Annotated in this window: 13 protein-coding genes and 1 other RNA gene; 1 reads left to right on the top strand and 13 read right to left on the bottom strand. The window is 51.1% G+C overall.

From position 1 onward, the window contains the following. Positions 1 to 80: 80 nt before the first annotated feature. From thiI to KJS57_RS03670, 5 genes are all read right to left on the bottom strand, one after another. The gene (gene thiI, locus KJS57_RS03690) at positions 81 to 1343 is read right to left on the bottom strand and encodes a tRNA uracil 4-sulfurtransferase ThiI (RefSeq protein WP_211019824.1); all 1263 of its coding nucleotides are present in this window, start codon (positions 1341 to 1343) and stop codon (positions 81 to 83) included. Between the two features lie 2 nt (positions 1344 to 1345). After that, on the bottom strand, positions 1346 to 2503 hold the full coding sequence (locus KJS57_RS03685; RefSeq protein WP_213653829.1) for a cysteine desulfurase family protein: 1158 nt from the start codon (positions 2501 to 2503) through the stop codon (positions 1346 to 1348). A 184-nt stretch (positions 2504 to 2687) separates the two neighbouring features. Beyond that, entirely contained in the window at positions 2688 to 3419 is a 732-nt protein-coding gene (locus KJS57_RS03680) for a lytic transglycosylase domain-containing protein (protein WP_211019826.1), read from the bottom strand. Positions 3420 to 3582: 163 nt separating this feature from the next. After that, positions 3583 to 3978: a hypothetical protein gene (locus tag KJS57_RS03675; protein ID WP_211019827.1), complete on the bottom strand. Its 396-nt coding sequence runs from the start codon at positions 3976 to 3978 to the stop codon at positions 3583 to 3585. A 29-nt stretch (positions 3979 to 4007) separates the two neighbouring features. Next, on the bottom strand, positions 4008 to 4235 hold the full coding sequence (locus tag KJS57_RS03670; RefSeq protein WP_211019828.1) for a DUF1540 domain-containing protein: 228 nt from the start codon (positions 4233 to 4235) through the stop codon (positions 4008 to 4010). A gap of 257 nt (positions 4236 to 4492) precedes the next feature. Here KJS57_RS03670 and KJS57_RS03665 point away from each other — a divergent pair, with 257 nt between their 5' ends. Next, entirely contained in the window at positions 4493 to 6373 is a 1881-nt protein-coding gene (locus KJS57_RS03665) for a S8 family peptidase (protein ID WP_213653828.1), read from the top strand. A gap of 126 nt (positions 6374 to 6499) precedes the next feature. On the opposite strand, the gene rnpB is transcribed toward KJS57_RS03665, so the two are convergent. From rnpB to glyQ, 8 genes are all read right to left on the bottom strand, one after another. Then, positions 6500 to 6905, bottom strand: an RNA gene (rnpB, locus tag KJS57_RS03660) — RNase P RNA component class A. Between the two features lie 54 nt (positions 6906 to 6959). After that, on the bottom strand, positions 6960 to 8075 hold the full coding sequence (locus KJS57_RS03655; protein WP_213653827.1) for a Nif3-like dinuclear metal center hexameric protein: 1116 nt from the start codon (positions 8073 to 8075) through the stop codon (positions 6960 to 6962). Next, entirely contained in the window at positions 8051 to 8812 is a 762-nt protein-coding gene (locus KJS57_RS03650) for a tRNA (adenine(22)-N(1))-methyltransferase (protein WP_213653826.1), read from the bottom strand. The genes KJS57_RS03655 and KJS57_RS03650 overlap by 25 nt, the downstream gene beginning before the upstream one ends. A gap of 199 nt (positions 8813 to 9011) precedes the next feature. Beyond that, positions 9012 to 10142, bottom strand: a complete 1131-nt coding sequence (gene rpoD, locus KJS57_RS03645) for an RNA polymerase sigma factor RpoD (RefSeq protein ID WP_211019832.1) — start codon at positions 10140 to 10142, stop codon at positions 9012 to 9014. Between the two features lie 95 nt (positions 10143 to 10237). Then, entirely contained in the window at positions 10238 to 12061 is a 1824-nt protein-coding gene (dnaG, locus tag KJS57_RS03640) for a DNA primase (protein WP_211019833.1), read from the bottom strand. A gap of 44 nt (positions 12062 to 12105) precedes the next feature. Then, positions 12106 to 12567 (bottom strand): YaiI/YqxD family protein, encoded by a 462-nt coding sequence (locus KJS57_RS03635; protein ID WP_213653825.1) that lies wholly within the window; start codon positions 12565 to 12567, stop codon positions 12106 to 12108. Between the two features lie 783 nt (positions 12568 to 13350). After that, complete coding sequence (glyS, locus tag KJS57_RS03630) at positions 13351 to 15429, bottom strand: glycine--tRNA ligase subunit beta (protein WP_213653824.1); 2079 nt, start codon at positions 15427 to 15429, stop codon at positions 13351 to 13353. After that, positions 15422 to 16309: a glycine--tRNA ligase subunit alpha gene (glyQ, locus tag KJS57_RS03625; protein ID WP_211019836.1), complete on the bottom strand. Its 888-nt coding sequence runs from the start codon at positions 16307 to 16309 to the stop codon at positions 15422 to 15424. Before glyQ ends, glyS begins: the two co-directional genes overlap by 8 nt. Between the last annotated feature and the right edge of the window lie 317 nt (positions 16310 to 16626).

Genomic DNA, 16626 nt, shown 5'->3' with positions numbered 1-16626 from the left:
TTTGGTAGTGCGCGTCCGATGACAAAAGTCAAGAGAAAAGAGCGACGAACAATGGAGAGGGCAGCGTAAAACCGGAGCATTTAAAACCAATTGTTGTCGATAGTCCCTGCTCCCGCCATATTCCCGCTGCTGATATCATCAGGGGATGATCTAACAACTTCCTCATGCGGCTTGATGATCAGGGTTTCCGTATCCCGTACGGCAGTTTCGATTTGTTCGGCAAGACCGTTCAAGCCCGCTTCAATCTTCTCGATAATCCGCAGATTCGGATTCGTTGTCGGCGATTTCGGCACGAACAATGTGCAGCAGTCCTCATATGGCAGAATGGACAAATCAAAGGTGCCTATTCTCTTGGCCAGACTAATGATTTCATCTTTATCGCTCATGACAAGCGGCCGCAGCAGCGGCAGCTCGGTAGCCCGGCCGATCACATTCATACTTGGCAAAGTCTGGCTGGCCACCTGGCCGAGGCTGTCTCCGGTGACAAGTGCCAGCGCCCCGTTTTTTTCGGCCAGCAAGGAAGCGATTCTCAGCATCGACCTGCGCATTAGCGTAATGATCAAATTATCCTGTCCGGTACCGGCAAGCGAAGTTTGGATCTCCGTAAAAGGAACCAGATGAAGCTTAACTTGCCCGGCATAGCGGGACAACACTTTCGCCAGTTCGATCACTTTTTCCTCCGCCTTCTTGCTCGTAAACGGATAGCTGTGGAAATGAACGCATTCGATCTCGAGCCCGCGTCTCATCGCGGACCAGCCTGCCACAGGGCTATCAATACCGCCGGAGAGCAGCAGCATCGCCTTCCCGTTGGTGCCTAGCGGAAATCCGCCTGCGGCCGGGATAACCTCGGAATAAAGATAAGTGCCTTGCTCCCGGATCTCCACGCGCAGCTCGAGCTCGGGGTGATGGACATCCACTTTCAAGCCGGGGGCAGCCTGCAGGATCGGTCCCCCGACGAGCCGATTCATTTCCTGCGAGCCGTAGGGGAACTCCTTCCATACTCTGCGGGCGTTCACTTTAAAAGGAATATGCCGGTCGGCAGGCACGCTTCCCACGAATTCTTTTGCCGCGCTAATGATGTCCTCCAGTCTGGAAGGAGAGACTTTGACCGGGCTGATCGAAGTTATGCCGAATACATGTTTAAGGGATTCGCTGACCTCTCTCGCCGGTTCCCCATGGAGTTCGACATAAATCCGCCCGTATTCCCGGATTACCTTCGTTGCAGGATACGGCTTAAGCAGCGATTTCACGTGGGCCAGCGCGGCCTTTTCGAACCGGGACCTATTTTTTCCCTTGATTGTAATTTCTCCAAAACGAAGCAGCAGCATATCATATGATGTCATGGTCATCTCTCTCCCTTTAAATTCCTTACACGCCGTACACATTTATTGAGCGCCTCCAGCAGATCCGCAATATCCTTTTCCGTATGCTCCTCACCCAGACTGATTCGAATGCCCGCTGCGGCAGCCTCAGGACTTTTGCCCATTGCAAGCAAAATCCGGCTTGGCTCGGCCCGTTTGGAAGAGCAGGCCGACCGGGTCGATACCAGGAACCCTTCTTCCTCCAACATGTGCAAGAAAGCTTCGGACTTCATTCCGGGATAAGAGAAATGAACGATATGCGGTGCGCCATGAGTCTCCTCCAACGCAGAATTCAACTCCAGCTCCGGAAGAGTAGCTATGCCGCGAATAAGTTTATCTTTAAGCAATCTAAGGTGAACTGCCCGCTCGGGGGCCCCTTCCTTGGCCAGCCGGATCGCCTTGGACATGCCAACGGCATACGGGATGTTCTCCGTTCCCGGCCGCCGCCCTTCCTCCTGGCCTCCACCTGCAAGCAGGGGTTGCAAGGTAACTCCATCGCGTACATACAACAGGCCGATCCCTTTCGGTCCCCTTAGTTTATGCGCGGACAAGCTGTATAAATCAATTCCGCTCTCCTTGATCGGCAGCTCTATTTTTCCAAACCCCTGAACTCCATCCACATGAAAAAGCACACGCGGATATTTCTCTTTCAGCAGGCTTCCTATTTCTGCTACAGGCTGAACGCTTCCTGTTTCATTATTGACATGCATCACGGACACCAGGACCGTATCCTTCCGGATAGCCTCATCAACTTGCTCTACGGATACCTTGCCCTCTTTATTCACCGGTAAAAACGTAACTTCCCAGCCCCACTGCTCAAGCTGCCTGCAGCACTCATATACGGACGGATGTTCCGTGACCGTAGTGATCAGGTGCTTGCCCCGGTTGACATACTGAAGCGCCGCGCCCTTAATAGCCATATTGTTGCTTTCCGTGGCTCCTGAAGTAAATACAATTTCGCCGGGCAGAACTCCCAGCGCTCCGGCACATACTTCCCGCGCCCTGCGCAGCAGCTTGCCGCTTTCTTCTCCAAGCCGGTGCAGAGATGACGGATTCCCATAATGCAGAGCCATCACTTCAGCAATGGTCCGGGTCACTTCGTCATATGGAGGCGTGGTTGCCGCGTGATCAAAATATCTCATCTTTATTTCCTCCTGAACCAATCCAAATCAAATATAGACTTCAAAAAAAGATCAAAAGAAAAAACGCGAAAATCCGGCAGCCGGAGCGTTTTCCCATTTGATCTTTCCCTAGATGAACCCCTTACCTTAGCGGATTCAGTACAATCCATTCATTACCGTTTTGCCGTCAACTGCATGGCATGCGTTAAATTTCATACTTGGAGCGTGCAGCCGCAATCTTAGCGATATAATTCTGCGTCTCCCGGGGAAGCAAGTGCAGCTTATCCATCAGTTCCTGATCGTTGGAAATCCCCAGCTTTTGCAGCCTGCCCGGTCCGGCATTATAAGCTGCAAGCGCCGTGTTCTCATTGCCGCCAAACCGCTTGAGCTGATAGGACAAATAACGTGTTCCGCCGTCGATGTTCTGCCCCGGGTCAAACGGATTGCTCACGCCGAGCCCGTTGGCCGTTCCGTCCATAAGCTGCATCAATCCTTTAGCTCCAGCCGATGATACGGCCCCTGGGTTAAACGAGGATTCCGTCTCGATGACGGCTTTGATCAGACTTTCGGACACACCGTAATTGCGGCTGGCTTGGGTGATCAGTTCATCCAATTCTCCGCGTTCCTGGCCAATCGAGGCCGAGGGCCGATAAGCAGACGCCTCCACGGCTTGCCCACCGAGGACTTCGGCAGGTAAAGCCTGCGAGATCCACCCCTCATAACCGGAACCATAAGTAAGCGCAGATAACGGAAGCTTGCCCACCAGATCACTGGACTCGGTACGGCCTTCCGCCATCATCATTTCTTGAAGCAATATATCAAACAAGGAACCTTCGCCATCGACATTGGTACGTGCTGCCGCATTCCCTTGGAGGTCGATATCGTTAACGGTCTGTAACTGTATTAGCTGCGTCATGGTGCGTGGATCGATTTGCATGTTTGCTTGACTCCTCTTCACGTTAAAAAGGTGGTATACCCTATATTTTACACATGAATCGCAGGCTTGACCACCTATTTGTCGCAAAATGTAAAAATGCCTCGCTCCAGGTAAAAAAAGACCGACACCTTTGGCGTCGGTCCTTTTTACAAACTGCTCTCGTTTAGCGGGTAAAGGGTATAAGGACGAAATAACTCAGCGTGGCAACAACTCCAAGGCCGATTGCCCAGGCACCGGAAGTTTTATTACCTTGGCTGTAGGCGTAAAATCCCATCACTGCCGCCAAAGGTCCCAAGATGATGGACCACATGAAAAGCGACGCTATTCCGAAACCGACGCCCACATAGCCGACGGTTTTCCCTGCCGTAGCCGTGCCGTTTTCAGAGCGTTCGGCACGTACGGAATTGTCGGCATCGCGCCGTTCGCTTCGTCTGTCGGCGACGGTGCTCATCGGCACCACCTCTGCCGCGTACTCCTCCTGATGGGTCTTTCTAGGATAATCCACACGTTTTTTCGAGGAAACGGGATGGTCTTGTTTATCCTTTGTACGATCAGTCATCACAGCACCTCCTGAATTTGGCTTCCGGGTTACGACGATTTCGGCTTAAACGTATGACAGCAAGTTGCGGAAGACGAAGCAGCAGTGTCCTGATGCTCAGTATCAAACGATTCACCGGCAAATTCGGCGTTATAGCTCTGGTTTGCATGCTTATCGATATCGATCATGATCAGATCGGCCTGACAGAGGTTTTTTTCACCCCAATAGGTACAATTCGATACGCTGCATTTAACTATCGGTTTTTCGCCGTTTGGCATTATGATCACCTCACCGTTCATTTTCCCCGGAGGCCCGTGCCGGTATGCGGAGCGCCAGCTGTTAAATCGATACAAAAAAGATGCTGTGCAGGCATTTGCGGCATTTCTTCAGTTTGTCCATTTGACGATCCCCATATCGCAAAAAACGCTGGAAAACGTTACCCTTGACCTGCATTCACCGCGCGTCCTTTAAGAATAAAACCATCGGTTTTACCTCATTCTATGTCTATCTTTATATTGTGCAAAGGAGGACCTACATGAGATGGCAGAGATGGGCTGCGCTGGGCCTTGCGGGGGTCGCCGCTGTTGCTCTTTACAACTTGATTCCGGATTCGTCCGCCCCTTCTGCTAACCGGCAAGCTGAGATCAAAACCGTTAAAAATCCGGCCGAGGAACATAAGCTGAAACAAATGATGCTGAAGCGCGACATGACCGCTACGGAACGCCTTGCAAGGCTGGACGCCAAGAGGCATCTTCGCCTGCTTGCCGATAAATTCGCCGCTGCACAGCCAGGGAAATTACCGACAGATGCCGGAGATTTACAGAAGGATCATAAACAATTTCCTTCCCTGCGTTGGTACACGGGGAAGCAGGAACGGGAATTTCGAGCGGAAAAATTCCGGCTGGAAGCAGCGGAGCAAAAACAGCTGGACACTTATTTGGGCTTCGCCCGGAATGCCCTCCGCAAAGGAAATTCTTATGAATCGCCTGGTTTTCCGCAGGGCAATCCGAAATATGTTGTAGCTGCAGAACCCGCTCAGGGCAAGAATCAACAGGGAATGATCGCAGTGCTGGATATGGGGATTTTAAGCCGGGTACAGGATCACCAACATAAAAATCTGCGCCTCATCCCTTATCCCAAAGAAGGAAAGTATAAGATCGAATCCGTCCATGCCGACACATTGCAGGATATTACCGTAAAAACCGGCCATGACAATGAAAAAGCGAGCCATTATTACGAAAACGAAATTGTCGTCACTTTCGGGAAGGCGCCTTCCGCTGCAGATATGAAGAAGATCGAGCGCGATCTGCGTTGCAAGCCGGCGCAAAACATCGGCAACACTTATATTTTCCGTTCGGAATCGATGGATATGAAGCAATTGACAACGTATTTTAAAAAGCATTGGAAACCGAACCATGTCGAACCGCACTATCTGTACATGACCAATGAAAATGTAACCGGTCTGGGCGATGAGAATCCGGAAATCCCGAATGATCTGCTGTTCTCCGAATACCAATGGAATCTGCCGATCATCGAGACTAACCGGGGCTGGAAGTTGTCCAAAGGCAGCAACGATGTTATCGTAGGCGTCGTCGATACGGGCGTGGATCTGAAGCATCCCGATCTCCAAGGCCGGCTCCTGAAAGGATACAACGTCGTCTCACCGGGCGACGATCCCGTTGACGACGTTGGTCACGGTACCCATGTCGCCGGTATCATCTCCGCCAATGTGAACAATAACGAAGGAATTGCCGGAATGATGTGGGGAGGCAAAATCCTGCCCGTTAAAGCGCTGGACAAAACCGGATCCGGCACGACCTATTCCGTGGCCCAGGGAATCATCTGGGCTACCGATCACGGTGCCAAAGTGATCAATATGAGCCTCGGAAATTATGCGGATGCCCAGTTTCTGCATGAAGCGATCAAATACGCCTTTGATCGTGACGTGGTCCTGATTGCAGCAACCGGGAACGACAACACGGAGCGCCCGGGTTATCCCGCAGCCTATCCGGAGGTGCTGTCCGTCTCCGCGACGGATTACCACCTGCAGCGGGCATCATTCTCCAACTACGGCGATTACGTAGATGTGATGGCGCCGGGCGAAAGTATTGCGAGCACCTATCCCGACAACCAGTACGCCGCTTTATCGGGCACCTCCATGGCGAGCCCCCATGTATCCGCCTTGGCCGCTTTGATACGATCCGTAAACCCTAAATTAAAAAATACGGAAGTCATGGACATCATCCGCAAGAACGTTATTGATCTGGGGGATCCCGGTCACGACAAATACTTCGGATACGGCCAAATCGATGTCTTTTCGGCGCTGGAGTCGGCGCAGGGCAACTCGGCCCCCTTGCAGTTCTGGCCGCAGTCAATGCAGCGCAAAATGAACAAAATCCTGAATGACGCTATGTAAGACTACACTTTATGACTTCGCACAAAAAAACGGTTGGATGAGGAAATCCTCTATCCAACCGTTTTTGCATTTTTCCGCTATAAAAGTCCAATTTCCCATTCATACATGATGCATGTGAGTTGCAGTGAAGAAAGTTTGCCGTAAGCCGGGTTCTGTACTCTTTGCGGTAATAACGGGAACTACCCTCCCGCTTTGAGCGACAATCATCTATCTAGGCCGCACATTACTGGGCGGCTCCAGCGACCAACCCGGACGCGCCTCGGGCTAAGGCTGCTTCTCAGGGAAGCTGCGTCCCATTAGGTCTTGCTCCAGATGGGGTTTACCAGGAACGAAGTCACCAGCGTTCCTCGGGGTCTCTTACACCTCGGTTCCATCCTTGCCTGTGCACGCTTTGCAGCGGCCATCGGCGGTCCATTTCTGTGGCACTATCCTTCAGCTCGCGCCGACTGGACGTTATCCAGCACCCTGCCCTATGGAGCCCGGACTTTCCTCCCGCGGCCGTTAAGCCGCCGGCGATTGTCTGTCAAACTTTCAAAAGCAACACTTGATAGTATACAGCCATTGCCGCTGAATCACAAGTATGAAACTAGAGGAAATTAAACGGCTCCGTATAAATTGCGGAACTATAAACTTTGGTTTCGTATTTACCTTCCTCGAGTTTCTCCTTTAACCACGCAGCCACCCGAGGCTTCATAATCTTCTCGGCGTTATGCCCCGGATCGATCAAGGTGAGTCCGGCCATCAACGCATCTTGGGCCGTATGGTAATCGATATCTCCCGTAACGAGCACATCCGCTCCCCGGAACATCGCAGCCTTCCAGTATCTCCCGCCTGAGCCCCCGATCACCGCCGCTTTTTTAATCTGACGGTCCAAATCGCCGACCACTCGAACAAACGGTACATCCAGCTTCTCTTTCACACGCTGGACGAATTGTTTCAAAGTAACCGGCTCGTTCAGCTTGCCGACCCGTCCGAGTCCGAAGGTACGGCCCTTCAGGTCCATCGGATACAGATCGTAAGCCACCTCTTCATAAGGATGGCTTTTCAACATCGCTTGAATCACTTTGCTGCGAATGCTTTGAGGCACAATGGTTTCAATTCGGATTTCCTCCGCTTTTTCCAGTTGGCCCTGTTTCCCGATAAACGGATCGGTTCCTTCTCCAGGAACGAATGTACCGTATCCTTCAATATTGAAGCTGCAATGGCTATAATTGCCGATAGCGCCCGCCCCCGCGTTCAGCACGGCATCCAGCACGCGTTGATGATGGTCCTTAGGCACGAATACAACAAGCTTGTACATATTGTCGGTGTGGATGTCTTCCACGGAAGAGCTGCTCTCAATACCGAGCACCTCCGCCATCCAGTCGTTCATCCCGCCTTCGGTCACATCAAGGTTCGTATGTGCCACATAAACAGCAATATCATGTTTAATCAGTTTTTCATATACTTTGCCCATCGGCGTATCGCTCTGCAAATTCCGAAGCGGACGATAAATGATGGCGTGATGAGCAATGATTAAATTGGCTCCGAGCGCGATTGCTTCGTCGACCACCTCTTCATTCACATCAAGCGCGGTCAGTACGCCCGTAATTTCCTTTTGCAGCGTTCCGAGCTGAAGACCGATCTTGTCATCCTCCATCGCCACATGCTTAGGGGCAAGCTGCTCCATATACTGAATTACAGTTTGGCCTTTTGCAAACATGCCAGCACCTCCTTAAGCCGATTTGAGAGTTGATTCAACGACTCTTCTTTCTCACGTGAAGATTCCTGTTTAGACGTGGCCACGGATTGCCGGATTTTATCCAGCTTATCGATTTCGGAGCGCCATTTGGCAAACCATACCTCGTCCTTCGAGTCCGTCAAATGCGGCCCCATGAGCAAAAGCAGATCTTTGGTAAGAGAAACCGTGCTGCCGGAAATCGTACGCTCCGAATACAATTGATCGTTGAGCTTGGCTGCATCCGGTCCTGTCTCCGCCGTAAGAATCTCATATATTTTGCCGTCTTCCTCAAGGATGATCTCCTCACTCAAATACCAGCCGTTTGCAATAAGCCAGCTCCTCACGATATCCTCCCCGACATTCGGCTGAAGGACAAGCCGCTTAACTCCCGCAAGCTTGTCTTTCCCTGCCTCCAGAATCGAGGCGATCAACGCTCCGCCCATACCGGCAATCGTGATGGCATCCACTTCTCCCGGCTCGACAACGGCCAGGCCGTCTCCTTTACGGACAGACACCCGCTTGCTCTCTCCGGCTTCGGCTACCTGCCGCTTGGCCGCTTCAAGAGGACCATCGTTTACTTCGCCCGCTACGGCAAAGGAGGCACGCCCGTTTTGTACCGCATAAACCGGAAGCAGGGCATGATCCGATCCTATATCCGCCAGCCTGCAACCGGGCGAAAGCCGGTCCGCAATATGCTGTAATCTTGCTGAAAGTTTCATGACGCAACCACACCCCCTATTTTTGGTATTTATCCTCCCAAGACCATTTGCAATGGTCTTGGAAAAAAGCTAAAATAAAGAACAATAAAGAAAAAGAAGGAAATAGTTCCAAAAGAAAGAAGTCCAGGCCCTACATCTTTTTCTGTGAAAAAAAAGACCTTGCTGCTTAACTGCAGAAGGTCGGAATTTTCGCATTCGCTTATTCGAGGAAATCCTTCAGCCGTTTGCTTCGGCTAGGATGACGCAGCTTGCGGAGCGCCTTCGCCTCAATCTGGCGAATTCTTTCCCGCGTTACGCCAAACACCTTGCCTACTTCCTCCAATGTTCTCGTTCGGCCGTCATCCAAACCGAAACGCAGGCGAAGCACGTTCTCTTCGCGTTCCGTAAGCGTATCAAGAACATCCTCCAACTGTTCCTTCAGGAGTTCGTATGCAGCTGCATCGGCAGGCGCCAACGCTTCCTGGTCTTCGATAAAATCGCCGAGATGGGAGTCATCCTCTTCCCCGATCGGCGTTTCCAACGATACAGGCTCTTGCGCGATTTTCATGATCTCGCGCACTTTTTCGACGCTGAGCTCCATCTCCGCAGCGATCTCTTCCGGCGCCGGTTCACGCCCTAACTCCTGCAGAAGTTGACGGGATACCCGGATCAGCTTATTGATCGTTTCCACCATATGCACCGGAATCCGGATCGTTCTGGCCTGGTCCGCAATGGCGCGGGTGATTGCCTGGCGAATCCACCATGTCGCATAGGTACTGAATTTAAAGCCTTTCTTATGGTCGAATTTCTCGACCGCTTTGATCAGGCCCATATTGCCTTCCTGGATTAAATCGAGAAACAGCATACCCCGGCCTACATAACGTTTGGCGATGCTGACCACAAGACGCAAGTTGGCTTCGGCAAGCCTGCGTTTGGCTTCCTCATCCCCGTTCTCTATGCGTTTGGCCAATTCCATTTCATCATCTGCCGACAAAAGAGGTACCCGACCGATTTCTTTCAGGTACATCCGAACCGGGTCATTGATTTTAATGCCGGGAGGCAGCGTTAAGTCATCTTCAAAGCTGAACTCATCGCTCGATTCGCGCCCTTCCTCGTCATTATTGCGGTTTGTCAGCTCTTCATCGCTGTCGCCCGTAATATCGATGCCCAAATCAGCCAAATGTTCATAAAACTCGTCCATCTGTTCGGGATCCTGTTCGAAAGGGGAGAGCTTCTCCATGATTTCTTTATAGGTCAATGAAGACCTCTTCTTACCCTGCTCAATCAGACGGTCCTTGACCTGATCCAAGGTTAGTTCAGTTTCTAGTTCAGTATGCTGATCATTCGTCATTTCTGGCTCCCTCCTCCCTAGAAACATCCGAAAGTCCATTCTTATAGAGGTTGTTCAAAAAGTCGGTTACTGATCTGACTTTTCAACACGCACTTCTACTGTCTCTCTAGGGCAATAATCTCACTTGCAATTTGTGCCGCACGCAAAAAATCCCCGGCCCGTTCAGCCGATACCATCTCTTCCTTCTTGCGCTTTATTTCTGCCTGCAGCGGGACCTTCTGGATTTCCCGGATACAATCATCCAGCTCCTGGGTGCTCCATTCTGCCGGCGTATCCATCATGGCGATGGAAATAACGGTTTGCTCCAGCTTGTCGTCCTGAAGCGATGAGATGAACCGGCTGGCATCAGGCGCTTTTCCCTGCGCATAATAGGCGTATAGATAAGCAGCGATCGCTGTATGTTCACCGATGTTAAAGCTGTCCCCTAGACGATCGCCCACATACCGGGCGACTTCGTCATCCTGAAGCATAAAGGAAAGCAGCCTACGTTCCGCAACATGATAAGCGGGCAGCAGAACCGGCATGGACGCCTGCCCCTTTTTATGCCTACCATTATTCCACCTTTTGGCCGTATTATCCCCCGCCGGTATCTTTTTTTGCATAGCCTGGCGCATTTCGTTGCATTCCTGCTTCAAGCTGTCAAACGATACCTGAAGATCGGCGGACATTTCCTTCAAATAAATCTCCCGCTCCGTCGGCGACGGCAAGGGTGCAATTACTTCGAGCGCATCTTTGATGTAAGCGACCTTTCCGTCTTCCTCTAGCAGTATATGGTTTTTTTTCAGATATATAAGCTTAAATTTGACGGATGAAACAGCTCCATCTAACACCTGATGCTTGAAACGCTCGGCCCCGTGCTTCTGAATAAATTCATCCGGATCCATCCCTTCGCTAAGCAGGGCGATTTTCGCGGTAAAACCAAGACTTTCCAAAATCGGAATGCTTTTGAGAGCTGCGGCTTGTCCCGCATTATCTCCGTCATAGCAAACGATGACTTCGTCCGCAAGACCCCTCATCATCGCCGCATGGCTTTCGGTCAATGCCGTTCCCATCGTGGCAACGCCATTATGCACGCCGGCTTCCCAAGCGCTGATGACATCGCCGTATCCTTCAAACAATACGATCTGCCGTGATTTCCGGATTTCCGCCTTCGCCTGGTGAAGATTGTAGAGCGTACGGCTCTTGCTGAACAATTTGCTCTCCGGCGAGTTCAAATATTTAGGCTGTCCCTCCCCGAGCACTCTTCCGGCAAAAGCAATCACCTTGCCATTCCGGTTGTGCAACGGAAATATCACCCTGTCGCGAAAACGGTCAACATAGCCGGTACCATCCTGCTTGGAAGATAATAAGCCGCCTTTCTCCATCGTTCCCAGATCAAAGGATCGCTTCTCCAAAAATTGAACGAGCGTATCCCAACGCGCCGGCGCATAGCCGATTTGGAACGTGTCGATGGCTTTGTCGGTAAACCCTCTGGATTTAAGATAATCCATAGCCGGTTTGCCGTGTTCCGTATTTTTCAGCAGAAAATGATACAGCTTGGACGTCCATTCATGGGCTTGCAGTTGTTGCTCTAATTCCAGATTTCGCGGCGCATCTCCCTGGCCGGCCGTTCCGTAATCAAACGGGATATGGGCTTCTTCGGCCATCATTCTGACCGCCTCCGGGAAAGTCAGGCCTTCGATCTCCATTCGGAATTTAATCGCGTTTCCGCCTTTGCCGCAGCCATAACAATGAAAAATTTGACGGTCGGGCGTCACCGTGAATGAAGGGGTTTTCTCCGAATGAAACGGACAAAGCCCTTTCATATATTTGCCCTGTTTTGTCAGATGAACGTGCTTGCCGACCGTATCGACGATATCATGCTGCCGCAAGACTGCCTCGATGACTTCCTCCGGAATACTTCCTCGTCCGGTACTCATCTAAACCACCTTCATCTTTCTTAAGACACGTAAATAATAATTCGCTAAAATTGTACATTCTCCTGCATATCTTGCAAAAGTTTTAACAATACCCCGGTAAAATGTGCCCGGTCCTCATCCGTAAAAGGCCGAGGCCCCTTGAAATAGCGCCCTCCGCGCCGTGCCTTGGCATGATGATGGCGGCGTTCGAGCAAATAATCAATATTCCCCGGGTCAAATATTTCGCCCCGGGGAGACAAAGTTCTGCATGATTTGGCAATCGCCAGCGCCGCAAGACCGTAATCCTGCGTGACGACGATATCGTGCTTGGCAATATGGTTGGCAATGTACAGATCGGCGCTTTGCTGACTGCGGTCAACCTGAACAATATCCACGCCTTCGCTTCCGCGAAGCACATGATCGTAAGAGGAGACCATCAATACGCGGACTCCGTAGCTCCGCGCCGCTGCAACGATTTCTTCCTTGACAGGGCAGGAGTCCCCGTCAACGACAATTCGTATATCCATCAGACTCCCGCTTCCTTTCGCCGGAACTCCCGGCTGAATAAGATTAACTATACGCTCATAAAATAACTGCAAAAACTACAGCTATTTCGGCCTTTTACCAACTGCCTCAAAATAACTGCAAAACTTACAGCTATTTCGGCCTTTTACCCTCAGTATCCCAAATTAACTGTATAACCTACCGTTAATTTGAGCGATTATGCCAATTTTCCGCCGAAAGAACAAAATTAACTGCAGGTTTTACATCAAAATTGCTTCAAACGGCCTGACCGGTATGAATTAGCTGCAGGTTTTACAGCTAATTCATGCCGAGTCCGTATTTCACTGCTCCGAACTTTAACTTTCTTCGAATCAAAGCCCGGATTTTTGAACTTCCACTTCAAATCAGGTTCAAAAACCGGGCTTTCAGCATCGAGAAGATTGGATGAAGCCGGGACTGAGGAGCGGAGCGTAGGCAAACCTACGTGAGCACCTCAATTGTTTCCGAAGGAAACATACTTCGAAAGCATGAACCAGGCCCGACTGAATTCAAGATTCGACGCCAAGTATGCTTCTCCGAATTACTTCGTGATTAAAGCCCGGCTTTTTGAACTTCCTCTTCCAATCAGGTTCAAAAACCGGGCTTTCAGCACCGAGAAGGTTGGATGAAGCCGGGACTGAGGAGCGGAGCGTAGGCAAAACCTACGTGAGCACCAGAAGGCCCGGCTGAATTCAAGATTCGATGCCGAATATGCTCCTCAGAAATACTTCGTGATCAAAGCCCGGCTTTTTGAACTACCTTTGTTATTATGCCCAGACTAGTTTGCTGAAATCGGCGAATGCTTTAAGATCCCGATCGATTGCCGCCAACAAAGCAAGACGGTTCGTGCGGATTTCTTCATCCTCAGCCATGACCATAACCGCATCAAAGAAAACGGTGATGGCGTTCTTCAGTCCGCCGAGATGCTGCAATGCTTCAGCGGCATTGCGACCATCCAGCGATTTCCGGTATTCCTCGGTCACTTTGCGCCAAGTATCATAAAGACCTTGTTCGGCAGGGTCGTCCAGCAAATCGGATCTTACTTTGGCGGCCGATGCTTTGGCGGCCAAATTGCTGACCCGGCCAAAGGATTCCACCGTCGACTTGAAATCGTCCTGCTCATTCACTGCAGCCATCAAAGCGGCGCCACGGGCAACCACGGAAACTACATCATCAAATCCGGCGGTCATAACGGCATCAACCACATCGTAACGAAGGCTATCGGACAGTGTCTTTCTTACGCGCAAGCCGAAGAACTCCATCAGATCCTTCATGATTTCTTCCTGGGTCCGTTTCAGTTCATGAAAATGCTGATGAGTATCCAAAGCGATGGCAAAAATATCGCTCAGCTTTACCGCCAGCCCATGCTCCAGAATAATCTGAACGATACCGGCAGCCTGACGGCGAAGTCCGTACGGATCCTGCGATCCCGTCGGAATGATGCCGATGGAGAAGCATCCGGTAATCGTATCGATTTTATCGGCGATGCTCACGATAGAGCCGACGCTTGATGCAGGAGCGCTATCACCGGAAAACCGCGGCTGATAGTGTTCGAAGATCCCCTTCGCCACCGCCTCGGATTCTCCGGCCTTGCGCGCGTAATCTTCGCCCATGACGCCCTGTAACTCAGGGAATTCATAAACCATTTGCGTAACGAGGTCGAATTTGCATATTTCCGCGGTACGGCTGACAGATTCCGCCGTTCCCGTATCAATGCCGATCAGATCGGACAGCTTTTCAGCATTCCGGCGGATCCGGCGAACTTTATCCCCGACCGTTCCAAGCTCTTCGTGGAACACAATGCTTTCCAGTTTCGAAAGCGCGTCCTTGATTGCCAGCTTCTGATCTTCCTCATAGAAAAACTTCGCGTCGGACAGACGGGCACGGAGAACCTTCTCATTCCCTCTGGCAATGACATCAAGGGAACGGTCATCCCCGTTTCGTACCGTAACGAAGAACGGCAGCAACGCACCTTTTTCATCAAGTACCGGGAAATAACGCTGATGCTCACGCATCGAAGTAATCAGAACCTCCTGTGGAATGTTCAGGAAAGACTCCTCGAATTTGCCGAACAACACTGTCGGCGTCTCGACAAGGAAAAGAACCTCTTCCAGCAGATCGTCCTTCACCGCGATATTCCAGCCTTTTTCTTCAGCCAAGGCCTTGATTTGATTCTTGATCAGCTCTTCCCGTTCGCTGACGTCGACGATTACATGTTGGGCACGCATCGCTTCAACGTATGCGGAAGGTGCGGAAATAACCGTATCTTGACCAAGAAACCGGTGGCCTCTCGTGACGTTTCCGGACTTCACACCGGCTACTTCAAGCTCGATGATTTCTTCGCCGAACAGAGCTACCATCCAGCGGATCGGACGGACGAATTTGAAATCATAGTTGCCCCAGCGCATGTTTTTCGGGAAGTTCATCGCATGCAGAATGCCGTTCAGACCATCGGCTACAATGGTTTTCGTTTCTACCCCTGCCCGGCTTTTGCTAACATAGATATATTCCGTTCCCGCAAGCTCCTTGAACGTAAATTGCTCAGGGTCAACGCCTTGACTTCGCGCAAATCCCAAAGCGGCTTTGCTCCATTCCCCGTTTTCGCCGAGAGCGATTTTGCGGGAAGGTCCTTTCACTTCCTCGTGAACATCCTCCTGCTTTTCGGCCACGTCTTTAACGAGCACGGCCAAACGACGAGGAGTTGCATAGCTCTCAACGGCTCCATGCGGAATCACGGATTCCTCGAGCCATTTTTCCAAACGATCCTTCAATTGCTCCATAGCCGCTCGGATAAAGCGGGCGGGCATTTCTTCCATTCCGATTTCAAACAACAGATCCTTAGTCACGGACAACGCCTCCTTTCTGCAGCATCGGGAATCCGAGCTTCTCACGTTCCTCCAAATAAGTGGCCGCCACCTGGCGGGCCAAATTCCGCACACGGGTAATATACCCTGTCCGTTCCGTCACGCTGATCGCGCCGCGGGCATCCAGCAGGTTGAAGGTGTGCGAACATTTCAGGACGTAATCATAAGCCGGGAATACAAGATGCTGCTCCATCGCTTTGCCCGCTTCCTGTTCGTACATATTGAACAAAGTGAACAACATTTTTACGTCGGAAATTTCAAAAGTATATTTCGAATGCTCGAATTCCGCTTGATGGAAGACGTCGCCATAGGTAGTACCGTCAACCCACTCCAAATCGAACACATTTTCTTTATCCTGAATATAAGAAGCCAGACGCTCCATACCGTAGGTAATTTCAACGGCAACAGGGTTAGTTTCAATGCCGCCGACCTGCTGGAAATACGTAAATTGCGTAATCTCCATGCCGTCGAGCCAAACTTCCCAACCGAGTCCCCATGCGCCAAGTCCCGGATGCTCCCAGTTATCCTCAACAAAACGGATATCATGCTCCAACGGATTGATACCGAGACGCTTCAGGCTCTCCAAATAAATCTCTTGAATATTATCCGGAGAAGGCTTCAAAATAACCTGGAACTGGTGATGCTGATACAGCCGGTTCGGGTTTTCCCCGTAACGTCCGTCGGCCGGACGGCGGGAAGGCTCAACGTAAGCCACATTCCACGGTTCCGGTCCAATGGAACGCAAGAAGGTCATCGGATTGAGCGTACCTGCGCCTTTCTCCACGTCATATGGCTGGACCACTATACAGTTTTGTTCCGCCCAGAACTGCTGCAGTGTCAAAATCATTTGTTGAAAATTCATGAACCACAACTCCTTACGCATATTTAGGTCAGTTCAGGTTTACGCACCGGAAGACGCAAATAAGCTCCCGTCGCCTACGCCTGCTGCCAGACATAGGGACGAGAGCAAAAGTCCCGCGGTTCCACCCTACTTGATTTGCGAAGCGCCGGTCATTAACGGCCCGACACAAATCCACTTTTCACGAACAAATTCCCACACTCCCGGGGCGCCATTTCATGAGTTTTCCGGCCAGGCTTGCACTATCCCCGGCTCGCTATTCGGCCCAAGCTCATTACTTTTCCCGTTCGACGCATGAGTCTCCGATAAAAGGCATTTCA

It is taken from the genome of Paenibacillus vini (assembly GCF_018403325.1).
Taxonomy (GTDB): domain Bacteria; phylum Bacillota; class Bacilli; order Paenibacillales; family Paenibacillaceae; genus Fontibacillus; species Fontibacillus vini.
The sequence above is the reverse complement of the archived record's forward strand: the minus strand, read 5'-3'. Positions and strand labels throughout refer to the sequence as shown.

Bases quoted from the DNA above. Each gene is read 5' to 3' on its own strand.
- thiI (WP_211019824.1), bottom strand. From the start codon at position 1,343: ATGACATCATATGATATGCTGCTGCTTCGTTTTGGAGAAATTACAATC.
- KJS57_RS03685 (WP_213653829.1), bottom strand. From the start codon at position 2,503: ATGAGATATTTTGATCACGCGGCAACCACGCCTCCATATGACGAAGTG.
- KJS57_RS03680 (WP_211019826.1), bottom strand. From the start codon at position 3,419: ATGCAAATCGATCCACGCACCATGACGCAGCTAATACAGTTACAGACC.
- KJS57_RS03675 (WP_211019827.1), bottom strand. From the start codon at position 3,978: ATGACTGATCGTACAAAGGATAAACAAGACCATCCCGTTTCCTCGAAA.
- KJS57_RS03670 (WP_211019828.1), bottom strand. From the start codon at position 4,235: ATGCCAAACGGCGAAAAACCGATAGTTAAATGCAGCGTATCGAATTGT.
- KJS57_RS03665 (WP_213653828.1), top strand. From the start codon at position 4,493: ATGAGATGGCAGAGATGGGCTGCGCTGGGCCTTGCGGGGGTCGCCGCT.
- KJS57_RS03655 (WP_213653827.1), bottom strand. From the start codon at position 8,075: ATGTTTGCAAAAGGCCAAACTGTAATTCAGTATATGGAGCAGCTTGCC.
- KJS57_RS03650 (WP_213653826.1), bottom strand. From the start codon at position 8,812: ATGAAACTTTCAGCAAGATTACAGCATATTGCGGACCGGCTTTCGCCC.
- rpoD (WP_211019832.1), bottom strand. From the start codon at position 10,142: ATGACGAATGATCAGCATACTGAACTAGAAACTGAACTAACCTTGGAT.
- dnaG (WP_211019833.1), bottom strand. From the start codon at position 12,061: ATGAGTACCGGACGAGGAAGTATTCCGGAGGAAGTCATCGAGGCAGTC.
- KJS57_RS03635 (WP_213653825.1), bottom strand. From the start codon at position 12,567: ATGGATATACGAATTGTCGTTGACGGGGACTCCTGCCCTGTCAAGGAA.
- glyQ (WP_211019836.1), bottom strand. From the start codon at position 16,309: ATGAATTTTCAACAAATGATTTTGACACTGCAGCAGTTCTGGGCGGAA.